The 16,488-nt window shown below is 64.8% G+C and carries 19 protein-coding genes and 1 tRNA gene; 6 read left to right on the forward strand and 14 right to left on the reverse strand.

The features are described from left to right. The first annotated feature begins 51 nt into the window (after positions 1–51). A complete protein-coding gene (trmFO, locus tag K3181_RS15115; protein ID WP_221603955.1) occupies positions 52–1,419 on the forward strand; it encodes a methylenetetrahydrofolate--tRNA-(uracil(54)-C(5))-methyltransferase (FADH(2)-oxidizing) TrmFO in 1,368 nt (455 codons plus the stop codon). On the opposite strand, the gene K3181_RS15120 is transcribed toward trmFO, so the two are convergent. The 7 genes from K3181_RS15120 to K3181_RS15150 all read right to left on the reverse strand — a co-directional run bounded on the left by K3181_RS15120 (position 1,416) and on the right by K3181_RS15150 (position 6,723). Continuing rightward, positions 1,416–1,874, reverse strand: a complete 459-nt coding sequence (locus K3181_RS15120; protein WP_221603956.1) for an EF-hand domain-containing protein — start codon at positions 1,872–1,874, stop codon at positions 1,416–1,418. The genes trmFO and K3181_RS15120 overlap by 4 nt on opposite strands. 32 nt (positions 1,875–1,906) lie before the next feature. Continuing rightward, positions 1,907–2,569: a hypothetical protein gene (locus tag K3181_RS15125; protein WP_221603957.1), complete on the reverse strand. Its 663-nt coding sequence runs from the start codon at positions 2,567–2,569 to the stop codon at positions 1,907–1,909. Positions 2,570–2,585: 16 nt separating this feature from the next. Then, positions 2,586–3,971, reverse strand: coding sequence for a pyruvate dehydrogenase complex E1 component subunit beta (locus tag K3181_RS15130; protein ID WP_221603958.1), 1,386 nt, complete (start codon positions 3,969–3,971; stop codon positions 2,586–2,588). Positions 3,972–3,974: 3 nt separating this feature from the next. Beyond that, positions 3,975–5,051 (reverse strand): pyruvate dehydrogenase (acetyl-transferring) E1 component subunit alpha, encoded by a 1,077-nt coding sequence (pdhA, locus tag K3181_RS15135; protein ID WP_221603959.1) that lies wholly within the window; start codon positions 5,049–5,051, stop codon positions 3,975–3,977. Between the two features lie 140 nt (positions 5,052–5,191). Next, on the reverse strand, positions 5,192–5,506 hold the full coding sequence (locus tag K3181_RS15140) for an FtsB family cell division protein (RefSeq protein WP_221603960.1): 315 nt from the start codon (positions 5,504–5,506) through the stop codon (positions 5,192–5,194). A 63-nt stretch (positions 5,507–5,569) separates the two neighbouring features. After that, positions 5,570–6,199 (reverse strand): carboxymuconolactone decarboxylase family protein, encoded by a 630-nt coding sequence (locus K3181_RS15145; RefSeq protein ID WP_221603961.1) that lies wholly within the window; start codon positions 6,197–6,199, stop codon positions 5,570–5,572. Further along, entirely contained in the window at positions 6,199–6,723 is a 525-nt protein-coding gene (locus K3181_RS15150) for a VOC family protein (RefSeq protein ID WP_221603962.1), read from the reverse strand. Before K3181_RS15150 ends, K3181_RS15145 begins: the two co-directional genes overlap by 1 nt. A 152-nt stretch (positions 6,724–6,875) precedes the next feature. Between K3181_RS15150 and hppD the strand changes: the two genes are divergently transcribed. The 4 genes from hppD to K3181_RS15170 all read left to right on the forward strand — a co-directional run bounded on the left by hppD (position 6,876) and on the right by K3181_RS15170 (position 10,762). After that, positions 6,876–7,997, forward strand: a complete 1,122-nt coding sequence (gene hppD, locus K3181_RS15155) for a 4-hydroxyphenylpyruvate dioxygenase (RefSeq protein WP_221603963.1) — start codon at positions 6,876–6,878, stop codon at positions 7,995–7,997. Further along, positions 7,994–8,566 carry a VOC family protein gene (locus K3181_RS15160; RefSeq protein ID WP_221603964.1) on the forward strand — a complete coding sequence of 191 codons (573 nt, stop codon included), beginning with the start codon at positions 7,994–7,996 and terminating at the stop codon, positions 8,564–8,566. Before hppD ends, K3181_RS15160 begins: the two co-directional genes overlap by 4 nt. 63 nt (positions 8,567–8,629) lie before the next feature. Then, positions 8,630–9,508, forward strand: coding sequence for a mechanosensitive ion channel family protein (locus K3181_RS15165; RefSeq protein WP_345725521.1), 879 nt, complete (start codon positions 8,630–8,632; stop codon positions 9,506–9,508). Between the two features lie 75 nt (positions 9,509–9,583). Further along, positions 9,584–10,762 carry an MFS transporter gene (locus tag K3181_RS15170; RefSeq protein WP_221603965.1) on the forward strand — a complete coding sequence of 393 codons (1,179 nt, stop codon included), beginning with the start codon at positions 9,584–9,586 and terminating at the stop codon, positions 10,760–10,762. A 118-nt stretch (positions 10,763–10,880) separates the two neighbouring features. Here the strand turns inward: K3181_RS15170 and K3181_RS15175 are convergent. From K3181_RS15175 to grxC, 4 genes are all read right to left on the reverse strand, one after another. Next, positions 10,881–10,957, reverse strand: a tRNA-Arg gene (locus K3181_RS15175). A 38-nt stretch (positions 10,958–10,995) separates the two neighbouring features. Then, the gene (locus tag K3181_RS15180) at positions 10,996–11,457 is read right to left on the reverse strand and encodes a DUF1178 family protein (RefSeq protein ID WP_221603966.1); all 462 of its coding nucleotides are present in this window, start codon (positions 11,455–11,457) and stop codon (positions 10,996–10,998) included. Positions 11,458–11,465: 8 nt separating this feature from the next. Then, a complete protein-coding gene (locus tag K3181_RS15185; RefSeq protein ID WP_221603967.1) occupies positions 11,466–12,284 on the reverse strand; it encodes a carbon-nitrogen hydrolase family protein in 819 nt (272 codons plus the stop codon). Beyond that, positions 12,284–12,547: a glutaredoxin 3 gene (grxC, locus tag K3181_RS15190; RefSeq protein WP_221603968.1), complete on the reverse strand. Its 264-nt coding sequence runs from the start codon at positions 12,545–12,547 to the stop codon at positions 12,284–12,286. The genes K3181_RS15185 and grxC overlap by 1 nt, the downstream gene beginning before the upstream one ends. Positions 12,548–12,712: 165 nt before the next feature. On the opposite strand from grxC, the gene K3181_RS15195 reads away from it, so the two are divergent. After that, a complete protein-coding gene (locus K3181_RS15195; RefSeq protein WP_221603969.1) occupies positions 12,713–13,189 on the forward strand; it encodes an Hsp20 family protein in 477 nt (158 codons plus the stop codon). Positions 13,190–13,517: 328 nt separating this feature from the next. On the opposite strand, the gene pyrG is transcribed toward K3181_RS15195, so the two are convergent. The 3 genes from pyrG to tpiA all read right to left on the reverse strand — a co-directional run bounded on the left by pyrG (position 13,518) and on the right by tpiA (position 16,453). Next, positions 13,518–15,152, reverse strand: a complete 1,635-nt coding sequence (gene pyrG / locus K3181_RS15200) for a CTP synthase (protein ID WP_221603970.1) — start codon at positions 15,150–15,152, stop codon at positions 13,518–13,520. Between the two features lie 104 nt (positions 15,153–15,256). Continuing rightward, the gene (gene secG, locus K3181_RS15205; RefSeq protein ID WP_221603971.1) at positions 15,257–15,613 is read right to left on the reverse strand and encodes a preprotein translocase subunit SecG; all 357 of its coding nucleotides are present in this window, start codon (positions 15,611–15,613) and stop codon (positions 15,257–15,259) included. A gap of 78 nt (positions 15,614–15,691) precedes the next feature. Continuing rightward, positions 15,692–16,453 carry a triose-phosphate isomerase gene (gene tpiA / locus K3181_RS15210; protein ID WP_221603972.1) on the reverse strand — a complete coding sequence of 254 codons (762 nt, stop codon included), beginning with the start codon at positions 16,451–16,453 and terminating at the stop codon, positions 15,692–15,694. Between the last annotated feature and the right edge of the window lie 35 nt (positions 16,454–16,488).

Genomic DNA, 16,488 nt, shown 5'->3' on the forward strand with positions numbered 1-16,488 from the left:
CGCGACGCTAGGCCTTGTCGAAGGCCCCATGCAAGCACTAGGGCGCGCGCGATGACCCACGATATCCACATCATTGGCGGCGGCCTGGCCGGCAGCGAGGCAGCCTGGCAGCTCGCGCAGCGCGGCTTCAAGGTACGCCTCTCGGAAATGCGCGGCAGCGGCGAGATGACCCCGGCGCACCAGACCGACGGGCTCGCCGAACTGGTCTGCTCGAACAGCTTCCGTTCGGACGACGACACCAAGAACGCGGTCGGCCTGCTGCATCACGAGATGCGCCGCCTCGACAGCCTGATCATGCGCGCGGGCGAAGTCGCTCGCGTCCCCGCGGGTTCGGCCATGGCGGTCGACCGCGATGTCTTCTCGGCCGAAGTCCAGCGAACGCTCAATGAACACCCCAATGTCACCGTGGTACGCGAGCGGGTCGATGCCCTGCCCGCCTCCGGCCCGACCATTGTCGCCACCGGCCCGCTGACCGCCCAGACGCTGGCCGACAGCATCGTCGCCGCCACCGGACAGGACCGGCTCGCCTTTTTCGACGCCATCGCGCCGATCGTTCACCACGACAGCATCGACATGTCGAAGTGCTGGATCCAGAGCCGCTGGAACAAGCGCACCGAAGCCTCGAACGAGGGGGGCGACTACATCAACTGCCCGATGACCAAGGAGCAGTATCTCGCCTTCCACCAAGGGCTGATGGACGGCGAGAAGACCGAATTCCGCGAGTGGGAGGCGGACACGCCCTATTTCGATGGCTGCATGCCGATCGAGGTCATGGCCGCGCGCGGGGTCGAAACGCTCCGCTACGGTCCGATGAAGGGCGTCGGGCTCGACAATCCCTTCGATACTTCTGAGGAATTCCCGCAGGGGCGCTGGCCCTATGCGGTGGTCCAGTTGCGACAGGACAACAAGCTCGGCACGCTGTGGAACATGGTCGGCTTCCAGACCAAGCTCAAATACGGCGCGCAGATCGAACTCTTCCGCACGATCCCGGGGCTCGAGAATGCAGAATTCGCCCGCCTCGGCGGATTGCATCGCAATACCTTCATCAATTCGCCGCTGGTGCTCGACCGGCAACTGCGGCTCAAGGGCGGCGAGCATGTCCGCTTCGCGGGCCAGATCACCGGTTGCGAAGGCTATGTCGAAAGCTCCGCCGTCGGGCTGATGGCGGGGTTGATGGCGGCCGCCGAACTGGGCGGCCGCGACTGGACGCCGCCACCGCGCACGAGCGCCTTCGGCGCGCTGCTCTCGCATATCACAGGCGATGCCGAGGCCGAGACCTTCCAGCCCATGAACGTCAATTTCGGGCTTTTCCCGCCGCTGCACGATGTCGGCAAGAAGGTCCGCAAGGAAGCCTATACCAATCGCGCCAAGGCCGACTTCGGCGAATGGCTCACACAGGCGGAACTCACCGCCGCCTAGCAGGCGCAGCGGGTCTTCCTGGTCGGCTTGGGCGCCGTCGCGGCGAACTCGGCCGGGGTGAGCTGGTTGTCGCCATCGGCATCGGCGCCTTCGAACTTCTCGACCGTGGCCACCGCCCATTCCTCGAAATCGAGCAGATTGTTGCCGTCCTTGTCGAGCTTGCGGAAGCCGTTGGAGCGGGTCGAAAGCATCTCGGTGCGGGTGATGCGCCAGTCGCGGTTGCGATCGTAGCGGAAGAAGCGGCGCTGCTCCTTGGTGAGCTCCGTCGCTGCCGGAGGCGCGGGCCCGACCGCATCGCCTGCATCCGAGGCGGGAATCTCCGCCTCGGCGGCAGGCGCTTCGACCGGTTGCGGCGGCGGCGCGCCCTGCTCGATCTGGGCCCGGCCCTGCCACCAGAAGGCACCCAGCCCCACCAGCGCCAGCGCTATGATGGCTCCCAACACGATCCGGTTCATGCGCCACCCTCCCTCGCCTGCAGGCGGTTTATCTAGCGCCCGAAGAGACCCAATCGCAAGGCGATCAACGGGCTAAGTCGATCGCCCAAAAGCGGGCGACCTCCAGAATTCAGCGAACGCCGGGCCAGTCCACCGATGACCGACAGGGGTCGCAAGGGGCGCGGCAGGCGCAAATTCTGGCGAGCAATCTCGGCCGCGCGATTGAGCACAGCGTCGCGTTCGTCCGGCTCCTGCGTGTGGACGGCGAGATCGGCGAGCGCCCACAGCGTTCCAGCGCGTTCGGCTTCGTTCGCGGCGCTGGGGCTGCCGGCGCGTTCGGCCAAAGCCCGCGCAAGGCTCGCCCGCCCGGCAACGAAAGAGGCGCGGTCGGCTTCGCTCAAGGGACGCTGAGAAAGCAGAGCCTCCCACCCGTCGACGAGGTCGCGAAGCGCCCGCTCGCAACCCTCCCAGCTCCGGCCAATGAGATCGAGCAGCGGATCGCCATCGGGGCGGGCAGTTGCCGGCTGACCGAACTGGTCCCGCCACCAGGCAAGCCGCATCTGGCCGAGCATGGGCTCGGTCGCGCCGAGCACCATCCGCCCGATGCGTCCGTCGAGCGCGAAGGCCGCAAGCCACAGATCGCGGTCGCGGCCCGCGCTCGCCAGTGCGATGCGCGAGACCTCGGGGCATTCGTCGATCAGTTCGGCACGCTCCACCGAAGCGCCCTCCGGGTCAGTCGCGGTAGCAGACCTTCTTGACCGCCGCGACGATGCGCGGTGTGTCGATCAGGGCGAGCTTCTCGAGATTGGCGGCATAGGGCAGCGGCACGTCCTCGTCGCATACGCGGGTGACCGGCGCATCGAGGTGGTCGAAGCCTTCCTCCATGCAGATCGCGATCACTTCCGACGAGATCGAACAGGTCGGCCAGCCTTCCTCGGCGATCACCAGGCGGTTGGTCTTGGCGAGCGAGGTGAGGATCGCGTCCTTGTCGAGCGGGCGCAGCGTGCGCAGGTCGATGACTTCGGCCTCGATGCCTTCGCCAGCCAGTTCCTCCGCCGCTTCCAGCGCGAGGCCGACCGCGATCGAATAGGCGACGATGGTCACGTCGGAGCCTTCGCGCATGATCCGCGCCTTGCCGATCGGCAGGACGTAATCCTCGATATCGGGCACATCGAAGCTGCGACCGTAAACTAACTCGTTCTCGAGGAAGACCACCGGGTCCTCGCAGCGGATCGCCGCCTTCATCAACCCCTTTGCGTCGGCCGCGTCATAGGGCGCAATGACGATCAGGCCGGGGACGCTCGCATACCACGGGCCATAGTTCTGGCTGTGTTGGGCACCGACGCGGCTTGCCGCACCATTGGGGCCGCGGAAGACGACCGGGCAACGCATCTGGCCACCCGACATGTAATTGGTCTTGGCCGCCGAATTGATGATGTGGTCGATCGCCTGCATCGCGAAATTGAAGGTCATGAACTCGACGATCGGGCGCAGCCCGCCCATCGCGGCGCCGGTGCCGATGCCTGCGAAGCCGTATTCGGTGATCGGCGTGTCGATCACGCGCTTCGGCCCGAATTCGTCGAGCAGGCCCTGCGTGACCTTGTAGGCGCCCTGATACTGGGCGACTTCCTCGCCCATCACGAAGACGCGCTCGTCCTTGCGCATTTCCTCGGCCATGCCGTCGCGCAGCGCTTCGCGGACGCTGGTCGAGGTGAAGCTGGTGCCTTCGGGGACCTCGGGGTCCTTCACATCGGTCTTGCGCGCGGGCTTGGTGATCTCGGCTTCGCTCGGTTCGCGTCCGACGTCCTTGCCCTCGCCCGGCGTGTCCTCGACCGGAACGGGTTCGTCAGGCGCTTCCGTGGCGGAAACGTCCTCGCCCTCACCCGCAATCATGGCGATCACGGTCCCGACTTTCACGCCCTCGGTGCCTTCCTCGACGAGGATCTTGCCGAGCGTGCCTTCATCGACCGCTTCGAATTCCATCGTCGCCTTGTCGGTCTCGATCTCGGCGATGATGTCGCCGGCAACGATCTCGTCACCTTCGGACTTGAGCCACTTGGCGAGCGTGCCCTCTTCCATGGTGGGCGACAGCGCGGGCATCTTGAGTTCGATAGCCATGGCTCAATACTCCCCGACCAGAACGTCGGTGTAGAGCTCGGACGCCTCGGGCTCGGGCGAATTCTCGGCGAAGTCAGCGGCTTCGGTCACGGTCTTGCGAATGTCCTTGTCGATGGCCTTGAGGTCGTCCTCGCTGCTGCCGTTTTCGATCAGCAGCTTCTTGATGCCCTCGATCGGGTCCTTGTGCTCGCGCACGTCCTGCACTTCCTCGCGCGTGCGGTATTTCGCCGGGTCGGACATGGAGTGACCGCGATAACGGTAGGTGTTGCATTCCATCAGCACCGGCCCCTTGCCTTCGCGCACGTGCGCGAAGGCGATTTCGGCGGCCTGGCGCACCTCGAGCACGTCCATGCCGTTTACATCCATGCCGGGAATGCGGAAGGCGGTACCGCGACGGTGGAATTCGGTCTCGGCCGAGCTGCGGCCGACTGCGGTGCCCATGGCATACTGGTTGTTCTCGACGACGAAGACGATCGGCAGCTTCCACAGCGCCGCCATGTTCATCGTCTCGTAGACCTGGCCCTGGTTGGCCGCGCCGTCGCCGAAATAGGCGAGGCACAGCCCGCCGTCATTGTTGTACTGATGCGCGAGCGCGAGCCCGCCGCCGAGCGCGACCTGCGCACCGACGATGCCGTGCCCGCCGTAGAACTTATGCTCGGTCGAGAACATGTGCATCGACCCGCCCTTGCCCTTCGAGATGCCGGCCTCGCGGCCGGTGAGCTCGGCCATGATGACCTTGGGATCGATGCCGTAGGCGAGCATGTGGCCGTGATCGCGATAGCCGGTAATCACGCTGTCCTTGTCGCCGTCGAGCGCCGATTGCAGGCCGATCGCGACGGCTTCCTGGCCGATATAGAGGTGGCAGAAGCCGCCGATCAGGCCGAGGCCGTAAAGCTGGCCAGCGCGCTCCTCGAAGCGGCGGATCAGCAGCATCTGCTCGTAGAAATGGAGCATCTGCTCCTTGCTCGCCTTGAACTGGCGATCCTTCTCGAGCCGATCCTGCAGCGAGTGAAGGATGAAGTCGGTGTCCTCGGCGGGCGACTTCGTGGCGGTCTTCTTGCTCCGGGGGGCTTTGGCCAAGACTTTTGTCCTTGTTCTTCCGGGGAGGAATATCGGTTGCGCCTATAGGCACAGGCGCATGGCCCGCGCAACGGGGCAGCGCATGTGCATACGAAAACCCTTACGGAAAGCTGTGGTTTCCGCCCGACATTCGCGCGGCGTCACTCTTCGAGCTTGATGACCACTTCGTCGGGATGGACGACATTGAGCTGGCTGCGCAGCAGTTCGCCGACCATGTCGGGATCGGCGTGGTCGGGATCGAGCAGAGCCACGCGGTTCTCCAGCGCGGTGCGTTCGGCTTCCAACTCGGTCAGCTGGGCCTTGCGCTGGTCGAGCAGGCGCAGGTTCTCGCTCCAGGCGAGCAGGCCCGAGGGACCCGCAATGGCGAGTCCGCCCATGATCAGAAGCGCTGCCAACGCAGCATGCTGCGTGACTTTCGCCTTGTGAATCAGGGCCGTGGATTTCCTGCGGTGCATAGCCACACAGAATCACAGTTAACCCCGCCGCGCAAGCGCAAACTGCGAGGGATTCCGGGCGCTTCAGCTATTTGCGAAGGCCTGCGGCGAAAAGTCCTCAGGCGCGTCGACTTCGGTGATCGGTTCGTCGCGATCGTCGTATTCGGTCCGCAGCGCGCGGCTCATCACCCCATGCATGAAATAGAGGCAGGTGATGTAGGTCAGCTCGAGGATTTCCTCGTCGGTGAAGGCCTCGCGCAGCTGCGCGAACAGCACCTCGGGAACGCGGCCGTGATGCATCACCAGGCGATCGGCATAGGCCAGCACCAGGCGCTCGCGCGCGTCGAACAGCTCGCTTGCCTGCCAGTGCGGCAAGGCCGCGATCTTGTCCTCCGACGCGCCCAGCCCTCTCAGCGACTTGCAATGCTGCGAGAAGACGAACTGGCTGCCGCAAGCCCAGCCTGCCCAGGCTTGCCCGAGTTCGCGCAGCACCGGATCGATCTTGCGCTCGGGGCTGCGGTAGTAGGCAAAGCCCTGCGCCGCGTGTTTCAGCGTAGCGGGCGAATTGGCGAAGACGGTCCACCAATCACCCGGCGTCCCGGTGGAGGTGCCCGGCTCCGCCACCGGATCGCGCTCGCCGAAGAGGAAATTGTAGAGCGGCAGCGTGACCTCCGCATCGGCTTCAGCCCGCGGGACTTCGCGCAGCCGCGGCATCAGGCATCCATCGTGGCGGGTTCGTGCCGCACGTCCTCTGGAGTGAACTTCCGGGTGAAGGCGGCGAATTCCATCATGATGCCGTTGGGATCGGTGAAATAGACCGAGCGGACGAAGACGCCCTCGTGCACGTCCCTCGCGACGCCAGCGTGGCTGTCATCGTGATTGACCACGGCGTGCGTGTGCGGGACGCCGGCGGACTCGAGCTTGTCGAGCGCTGCCTCGAGGTCGGCCTCGTCCATATTGAAGGCGATGTGGTTCATCGACCCGACCGCCGTCTTGGAATCGTATGGGAAATTCTTCACCGAGGCGATGCCCGGCGCCATGGCCGGCGCATCCTTCCACCAGAAGAAGGCGACGCTCGCCCCACCCCCGCAATCGAAGAAGAAGTGCTGCCCGCCGTCGGGCAGTTGCACGGTCTTGACCAGCGGCATGCCCAGCACGCCGGTGTAGAAATCGACCGTCTGCTTCATGTCGCGGCATACCAGCGCGATGTGGTTGATGCCCTTGTTCGTCTCGAACATGCCCGCTCTCCTCCGGGTGGGAGGATGCCAAGCATCGTGCCGTCGCGCAATCGGAACCATGCGTCCCGCCAGACAGGAGCCGACCTTGACACGAGACGGTATCAAGTGTAACTATTTTCCCGAGCCAACCAACATAATTCCAGAGGATTGAAATGCCCGATCTCTTCGAAAACCCCATCGGTCTCGACGGCTTCGAATTCGTCGAATTCTGCGCCCCTGAAAAGGGAGTGATCGAGCCGGTTTTCAAGGCGATGGGCTTCACCCATGTGGCGACGCACCGGTCGAAGGACGTCGACCTGTGGCGCCAGGGCCAGATCAATCTGATCCTCAACTACGAACCCAAGAGCGCCGCGTGGTTCTTCGCCCGCGAACATGGGCCTTCCGCCTGCGGCATGGGTTTCCGCGTCCGTGACGCGCGCAAGGCCTATGCCGAACTACTCGAGCGCGGCGCCGAACCCGTCGCCGTCCAGACCGGCCCGATGGAACTTCACATCCCCGCGATCCGCGGCATCGGCGGCGCGATCGTCTATCTGATCGACCGCTACCAGGATGCCGAGGGCAATGGCCTGTCGATCTACGACATCGACTTCGAATATCTGCCCGGCGTCGAGAAGCACCCGGTCGGCGCCGGCTTCAACGTGATCGATCACCTCACCCACAACGTCTACAACGGCCGCATGAAGTACTGGGCGGACTATTACGAGACGCTGTTCAACTTCCGCGAAATCCGCTTCTTCGACATCAAGGGCGAATACACCGGCCTGACCTCGAAAGCGCTGACCGCGCCCGACGGAAAGATCCGCATCCCGCTCAACGAGGAAGGCGAAGGGGGCAAGGGCCAGATCGAAGAATTCCTCAAGGAATTCAACGGAGAAGGCATCCAGCACATCGCGCTGATCTGCGACGACCTCGTGGGCTGCTGGGATAATCTGAAGCAACTCGGCGTGCCGTTCATGACCGCGCCGCCCGAAACCTATTACGAAATGCTGCCCGAACGCCTTCCCGATCACGGCGAACCGGTCGACGAGCTCAAGGCGCGCGGAATCCTGCTCGACGGTACGACCGAAGGCGGCCAGCCCCGCCTGCTGCTGCAGATCTTCGCCGAGGCTCAGGTCGGCCCGGTGTTCTTCGAATTCATCCAGCGCAAGGGCGACGAAGGCTTCGGCGAAGGCAATTTCAAGGCGCTGTTCGAAAGCATGGAGCGCGACCAGATCAAGCGCGGCGTGCTGAGCGTCGACGAGGCGAAGACGGTCGAAGCGGAGCCGGCGGAATGAGCGACGTCGCCAACCATCCCGTGAAGCTGGGCGGCGTCCACCACGCCGCCTACCGCTGCAAGGACGCCAAAGAGACCGTCGAATGGTACGGCAAGGTCCTCGGCATGGACTACACCACCGCCTTTGCCGAGGACCATGTGCCCTCGACCGGAGACTACGATCCCTACATGCACGTCTTCCTCGACGCAGGGAACGGCAACATCCTCGCCTTTTTCGAACTGCCGAACCAGAAGGACATGGGCCGCGACGAGAACACGCCCGCCTGGGTCCAGCACCTCGCCTTCAAGGTCGGCAGCGAAGAGGAATTGCTGGCCGCCAAGGAGCATGTCGAAAGCCTCGGGATCGACGTCCTCGGTCCGACGCATCACGGCATCTTCAAGTCGATCTATTTCTTTGATCCCAATGGCCATCGCGTGGAACTGGCGGCCGATATCGGCACCGAAGAGCAATATGCCGAACTCAAGCGCGTCGCCCCGCTGATGCTCGACGAATGGAGCCAGACCAAGAAGGCGCCCCGCCACGCCGACTGGCTGCACGAGCTCGCGCGCAAGGAGCACGGCCACAGCTAAGCGCCGGGCGGAAGGAACCTCACCCTTTGTGTTGCGTTGCAGCGCAAAGGGAGTTCCGCACACGTGAATTACATCGGTACGCTGCGCGAACAGCTGCGCGAGATGGGCGAGGGTTTCGTCGCCAGCCTTCCCAGCCTCGCAATCGCCTTCTTCATCGTCCTGCTGACATGGATCGTCGCGCGTTTTGCCGTGCGCATTTCCGACATGATCGTCGGGCGGACCGAAATCAGGGCCAGCCTCAAGACGCTCATCGACACGCTGGTCAAGCTCGGGATCTGGCTGTTTGGCCTGTTCGTAGCCGCGATCGTGGTCATGCCCGACCTGACCCCTTCCAGCCTGCTCGCCGGGCTCGGCATCGGTGCGGTGGCGATCGGCTTCGCCTTCCAGGACATTTTCGAGAACTTCCTCGCCGGCGTCTTGATCATGCTGCGCGAGAAGATGCGCATCGGCGACGTCATCGAGTGCGAGGGCATCGCCGGCAAGGTCGAGCACATCACCCTGCGCGAAACGCATGTCCGCAAGCTGTCGGGTGAGCTGACCGTCGTGCCCAATTCGATCCTCTTCAAGAACCCGGTGGAAATCCTCACCGATGTCGACGAACGGCGCCACGAGGTGGTGGTCGGCGTGTCATACGACACGCAGCTCGATCACGCCGCCGAGGTGATCCGCCGCGCGGTCGAGGATGTCGAGGACGTCCTCGCCAGCAAGGGCATCGATATCTTCGCGCAGGAATTCAATTCGAGCTCGGTCGACTTCCTCGTGCGCTGGTGGGCCGGTTCCGCCCCGCGTGCCGGATGGGAAAGCCGGGACAAGGTCGTCCGCGCGATCAAGGCGGGGCTCGATGAGGCCGGGATCGAGATCCCCTTCCCCTATGTCACCCATACCTTCAAGGAGACCGTCCCGGTCAGCCTGCTGGGTGACACGCGCCGAAAGACTCCTTAAGGTTTCGAATCAAGACGGGATTTCCCCGATCTTTCACCGGGAACCCGTCGTGCCGCAATCGATCGGACACTTGGCTTGAACGACACTGCGCGACTGACCGGCGCGCAGGAAACTTCGCTCGCCATCGCCGCCGCGGTGGTCACCGCCAATGCATATTACATCCACCCGATCATCGGAGAGGTCGCCGACCATTTCGGTGTCAGCCATGCGCGCATCGGGCTGGTTCCCGCGCTCAACCAGCTGGCGCTGGCGCTCGGCATCTTCATGCTCCTGCCGCTCGGCGACCGCATTTCCAACCGCCGGCTGACCATCGCCTTCGCCGCAGGGCAGACCGCGTCGCTGGCCATCATGACGCTGGCGCAGGGCTTCACCCTCTTCGTGATCGGCTCCACCCTGCTCGGTTATTTCACCATCGCGCCCTATTTGCTGCCCGCCTATGCCTCGAAGCGGGTCGCGCCCGAACGCCTCGGGCAGGTCACCGCCAAGCTCGCCGCCGGGGTCATCCTGGGGATCCTCGTCGCGCGCGTCGGCGCCGGTGTCATGGCCGAGCATCTCGGCTGGCGTTCGGTCTACTGGCTGGCCACCGCGCTGATGCTCGCAGTGACGCTCGCCCTTCCCCGACTGATGGAAGGCGGAGAACGGTCCGCGAGCGACAGGCAATCCTATCCCGCGCTGCTGATGTCGGTCTTTCCGCTGATCGCCCGTCACCGCGAGATCGCGATCTCTGGCGCGATCCAGGCGCTCAACTTCGGCCAGTTCATCGCGGTGTGGCTCGGCCTCGCGCTCTATCTCACCTCGCCGCAGATGGGCTATGGCACCGATACCGTCGGCTATCTTGCCGGGCTGGCGGCGGTAAGCATCGTCTCCACGCCTCGGCTGGGACGGTGGGCGGACCATGTCGGACCGCGGTGGGCGCGCGTGATCTTCGCGCTGATCCAGCTCGCGGGGATCGCCCTGCTCTATCCACTGAGCGGATCGCTCTGGACGCTCCTCCTGCCGCTGTTCGTCACCAATCTCGTCGGCCCGGGCATCGATGTCACCGGAAGGATGACCTTCCTCGCGCTCGATCCCGCGGTCCGCACCCGCCTGACGACGGTCTATGTCGTGATCATGTTCGTCGGCGGCGGGATCGGGAGCTTTGCAGGCACCGCAGTGTACGACGCCTTCGGCTGGGCCGGGACCTGCGCGCTGATGGGCCTGTGCTCGCTGCTGCTCACCGCGTTGGCGATGACCGCCCGCCGCTTCGGCAGATAGTGGTGCGCCCGACAGGATTGGCGCCTGCGGCGCCGTCTCCGCTGCGCTTCGACTCCGAAAAGGTCCGATCCCGAGGCGTCGAACCACAACAGGCGGCCCCTCGCAGGACCGCCTGTTGTGGTGCGCCCGACAGGATTCGAACCTGTGGCCCCCAGATTAGGAATCTGATGCTCTATCCTACTGAGCTACGGGCGCATTGCGGCCCCGTATAGCGGCTCGCCGCCGCGAGGCAATCAGTTGAGTTCGTCGGGCGGAGCCACCGGCACGAGCAGCGGGGCGACGGCAATGCCCTCGGCCGAAAGTTCCTCCGCCTGATCACGCGTGGCGCGACCGTGGATCGGTGCCTCGTCGGTCTCGCCATAGTGCATCTCGCGGGCCTTTTCCGCAAAACGGTCGCCGACCCAGGTGCTTGTCTCGAGCGCCTTGGCCTGCGCCTTGGCGAGCCCTTCGAGAGCCTTCTTCACAGCAGACGGCATGTCGCCGGTGGTCATCTGCCGTGTCTCGCCGCTGCTCTCGGCGCGCGCATTGCCCTTTGCCGGTACCGAAGGCGCCATGGGCGCTTTGCCCACCTCGTCGCAGCCGCAGGTCGGGCATTCGATCAGTCCGCCCGCCTTCTGCTCGGCGAAATCGTCGGACGAGCCGAACCAGCCCTCGAAACGGTGGCCATGGCTGCAGGATAGGTCGAACACGATCATTGCGGGGCCTATTTGGCGATTTCGCGGCGGTTGGCAAGGCTCGGCACCTGCGCGCGCACCTCTGCGATCCGCGCCAGATCGATGTCGCAGAAGCCGAGGCCAGGCTTCTCGCCGCCCATGTCGAGCAGAACGTCGCCCCAGGGATCGACGACAAGGCTGTGGCCATAGGTGCGGCGCCCGTCCTCATGCTCGCCGACCTGTGCCGCAGCGACCACGAAAGCGCTCGCCTCGATTGCACGGGCACGCTGGAGAACATGCCAATGGGCCGTCCCAGTCGGGACGGTGAAAGCGGCGGGGATGGCAATGACGTCGCAGCCCTGACGGCCAAGCGCGTCGAACAGCGCCGGAAAGCGGATGTCGTAGCAGATCGTCAGCCCGAGCGTGCCGACCGGTGTTCCGGGCACGGTGACGAGCTGAGAACCGGGCTGATAGGCGTTGGATTCGCGCCAGCTCTCGCCGCTGTCGAGGTCGACATCGAACATATGGATCTTGTCGTATCTGGCCATGATCGCGCCTGCGGGATCGATCACGAAGGCGCGGTTGGCCCAGCGCCCGGCGCCGGTGTCGAGCGCGAGCGACCCCAGCGAGACCCATATGCCATGCTCTCGCGCGGATTCGCGGACCTTCGCGAGCACCGGCGAATCCTCTTCGGGAATGATCGACGAAGCGGCGCGCTTGCGGTCGCGATCGAGCATCCCCGACATCTCGGGCGTGAAGAGCATCGTCGCGCCGCCCTGCGCTGCCTGTGCGACCGCCTCGGCCAGCACGCGCGCATTGTCCGCGGGATCGATCCCCGCGGTCATCTGGAGGACGGCAATACGCGGCATCAGCCGCCGAGCAGCGCGTCGAGCCTGCCCTCGCGTTCGAGCGCGGCGAGATCGTCGGACCCGCCGACATGCGTTTCGCCGATGAAAATCTGCGGTACCGTCATCGCATTGGGCGCGCGCTGGAGCATCTCCTCGCGTTTCGGTCCGCCCAGCGTGATGTCGAATTCGGTGTAGTCGACCCCCTTCTGGTCGAGCAGGCGCTTGGCGCGGAAGCAGTATCCGCAACCGAACTTCGTGTAGATGTCGACCTGGGGCTGGCTCATGGAATTCCTCTTGTATTCAAGCGCGAAACTAGCGCGCGCAACAGGCACTTGAAAGCCCAAACGGTGCGCCTATCTCGAAGGTGTCGCCACGATGATCGTGGCGGCGACGGGGTGCCGAATGCGGGCCCCGCCCTGATAGAATCGCTCACAAGAGGATTTGTTTCGATGAACCGTATGGACCTTACCCCCTTCCGTCGCTCCACCGTCGGCTTCGACCGTGTGTTCGACCTGATGGAACGGCAGGCGCGCGGCGCCGGCGGCGACAATTACCCCCCCTTCAACATCGAGCGCCGCGGCGATGACGACTATCGCATCACGCTGGCCGTGGCCGGCTTCCGCAAGAGCGACCTCGACATCGTCGCGCAGCAGAACCTGCTCGTGGTCACCGGCCGCAAGCGCGACGAGGTCGCCGAAGGTGAAATGCTGCATGTCGGCATTGCCAATCGCGGCTTCGAGCGCCGGTTCGAACTGGCCGACTACGTCCGGGTCGCCAATGCCGACCTCGCCGATGGCCTCCTGGTGATCGACCTGGTGCGCGAAGTGCCCGAGGCGATGAAGCCCAAGAAGATCGCCATCGGCGGCCAGCAGCCGCTCGAAGTGGTCAAGGGCGACGAGGACGACGGCGACAGCAAGGCCGCCTGAGCGTTTTCGATCTTCTTCAGAACTGGAAACGAATAGGGGGCGGAACTTGGGTTCCGCCCCCGCGACGCATGACGCCGCCTAACCTCGAAATCGACCGTCCGGGTCGCAGAAGACGACCGTCATCGAGGCAAGCCCCACCGCTTGCGGGCGAAGCGTTGTCTCGTGAATTCACGCCTTTGGAGCGGGAATGCGGTGCATCCTGCATCAGATATAACAAAAGATAAACCCGCCAGCGCAGCGTGTGCGGATTTTGTCGCAAGGCTACAAGCGCCTGCGACTCCCTCGTCAAGGAAATCAGCGGTTTAGGAAAATTCGCTGACAGGTCGGCTCAGACGAGGCGGGCCTGCTCGAGCGCCGCGCCGACGAAACCCGCGAACAGCGGATGCGGATCGAAGGGCTTCGACTTGAGTTCGGGGTGGAATTGCACACCGACGAACCACGGATGGTCGGGCCGCTCGACGATTTCGGGCAGCAGTCCGTCGGGCGACATGCCAGAGAAGATCAGGCCCTGCTTTTCGAGCGGATCGACATAGGCGCCGTTGACCTCGTAGCGATGGCGATGGCGCTCCGAAATCGTCGTCGCGCCGCCATAGATGCTCGAGACATGGCTGTTCGCAGCCAGCTTCGCGTCATAGGCGCCGAGCCGCATCGTGCCACCGAGATCGCCCCCGGCTTCGCGGGTCTGCAGTCCCTCTTCGGTCATCCATTCGGTGATGATGCCGACCACGGGTTCCTCGGTCTCGCCGAATTCGGTCGAGCTCGCCTTGGCGAAGCCCGCCGTACGCGCCGCCTCGATGCAGGCCATCTGCATGCCGAGGCAGATCCCCAGGAAGGGCACCTTGCGTTCGCGGGCGAAGCGGACCGCCGCGATCTTGCCCTCGCTGCCGCGTTCGCCGAAACCGCCGGGCACGAGGATCGCATGCATCGGCTCGAGCCGCGCGGCGATCTCGGCATCGTCGCTCTCGAAGACCTCGGCGTCGATCCACTTGATGTTGACCTTGACCCGGTGGGCCATGCCGCCGTGGACCAGCGCCTCGTTGAGTGACTTGTACGCATCCTGCAGGCCGACATATTTGCCGACAACGCCGATCGTGACCTCGCCCTCGGGGTTCGAATGGCGGTCGACCACATCGTACCAGCGCGACAGGTCGGGATCGGGCGCATCGGTGATGCCGAAGGCGCGGAGCACCTCGGTATCGAGACCCTCGCCGTGATACTGCAGCGGCACCGAGTAGATCGACGGCGCATCGAGCGCGGGGATGACCGCTTCCTTGCGCACGTTGCAGAAATTGGCGATCTTCTGGCGTTCGCTGTCGGGGATCGGATGCTCGGCGCGGCACAGCAGCACGTCGGGCTTGATCCCCAGACTGGCGAGTTCGCGCACCGAGTGCTGCGTCGGTTTGGTTTTCAGCTCGCCCGCCGCGGCGATATAGGGCACCAGCGTGACATGGACGCTGAGCGTCTGCCACGGTTCGAGCTCGTTCCGCAGCTGGCGGATCGCCTCCATGAAGGGCAGGCCCTCGATGTCGCCGACCGTGCCGCCGATCTCGCAGAGGATGAAGTCATGATCGTCCTGCCCGGCGAGCGCGAAGGCCTTGATCTCGTCGGTAACGTGCGGGACCACCTGCACGGTCGCGCCGAGATAGTCGCCGCGGCGCTCCTTGGCGATGATGTCCTGGTAGATCCGGCCCGAGGTAATGTTGTCGCCCTGATGCGCCGACACGCCGGTGAAGCGCTCATAATGGCCGAGGTCGAGGTCGGTTTCGGCCCCGTCGTCGGTGACGTAGACCTCGCCGTGCTGATACGGAGACATCGTCCCCGGATCGACGTTGAGATAGGGGTCGAATTTCCGGATGCGGACCTTGTAGCCACGCGCCTGAAGGAGGGCAGCGAGCGATGCTGCCATGAGACCTTTGCCAAGCGAGGAGACCACGCCGCCGGTGATAAAGATATACCGCGCCATGGGAGTCGGGCCTTAAGCTGAAGGGTTGAGTCGGGGCAAGCACAAACACATGCAAATCGCGCCGCGTACGCGGCGCAATCCACAGGCCTGCAACGGAGGTTGGGTTATTCGGCTACGTCGGCCAGCGGGTCGTCGCCGGCCGGGGCGCCTTCGCCAGTCGTGGCCGGGCCAAGCGGGTCGGCCGGGGCCGCCGGAGCCACCGTCCGGTCAAGCGTCGATTCGATGGCGTCGCTGCCGGTGGTTTCAACCGCGACCGCGGCAAGCGCGATCGACAGCACCACGAAAGCCACCGCTAGCCACTTGGTCGAACGGGTCAGAAAGTCCGCCGCACCGCGCGCGCTCAGCATGCCCGAGGGGCTGCCGCCGACACCGAGGCCACCCCCTTCGGAGCGCTGCATCAGGATGACGCCGACAAGCGCGGCTGCGACGATCGCCTGGACGACGGTGAGAAACAGGAACATGCGGATACTCTTGGAACTGCGGTAGCGGGGTTCACGCGCATTTAGGCACGCGCGCGGCAAACGGCAAGCGTGGCGGGATCAGACCTCTTCGGCCTCCGAAGCGCCGACCACGATGCCGAGAAAGTTCTCGGCCGAAAGGCTGGCGCCGCCAACCAGCGCGCCGCCGACTTCGGGCGTCGCGAGGATTTCGCGTGCATTGTCCGGCTTGACCGAACCGCCGTAGAGAATGCGCACCTGCGCCGAGGCTTCCGCACCGTAGGTCTCGTCGAGCAGGCCGCGGATCGCCCCATGCATCGCGGCGATGTCGTCGGGGGTCGCGGTGCGCCCGGTACCGATCGCCCAGATCGGCTCGTAGGCGATCGTCAGCCGCTCGGCGGGATCCTGGAATGCGGGCAGCGCCGCCTTCAGCTGCGCGAGCACGAAGGCCTCCGCCTCGCCTGCATCGCGCGTTTCGAGCGTTTCGCCGCAGCACAGGATCACCCGCAGGCCTGCATCGAGCGCGGATTCGATCTTGGCATTGATCAGTTCGTCGGTCTCGCCATGGTCCTGGCGCCGTTCGCTGTGACCGAGGATGACGAACTTCGCACCCGCATCGGCAATCATCGAGGCATTGATGTCGCCGGTGTGCGCGCCTTCCGCACCGGGATGGCAGTCCTGTGCGCCGACGCCGATCTGCTCGGCCTCCTTGTGGACCGCGTGAATCAAGGTGTAGGGCGGCGCCACCGCGACCTCCACCTTCATGTAGCGCTGTGCGGCACGGTCGATGGCGCGTGCTTCGGAAAGCATCGCGCGCGTGCCGTTCATTTTCCAGTTTCCGACGATATAGGGCCGTTCGGCCATGGGTAAGTCCTGCGAATTATCTGAATCTGTCGCCC

Source organism: Qipengyuania mesophila, from assembly GCF_019711655.1.
In the GTDB taxonomy this organism is placed as follows: Bacteria; Pseudomonadota; Alphaproteobacteria; order Sphingomonadales; family Sphingomonadaceae; genus Qipengyuania; species Qipengyuania mesophila.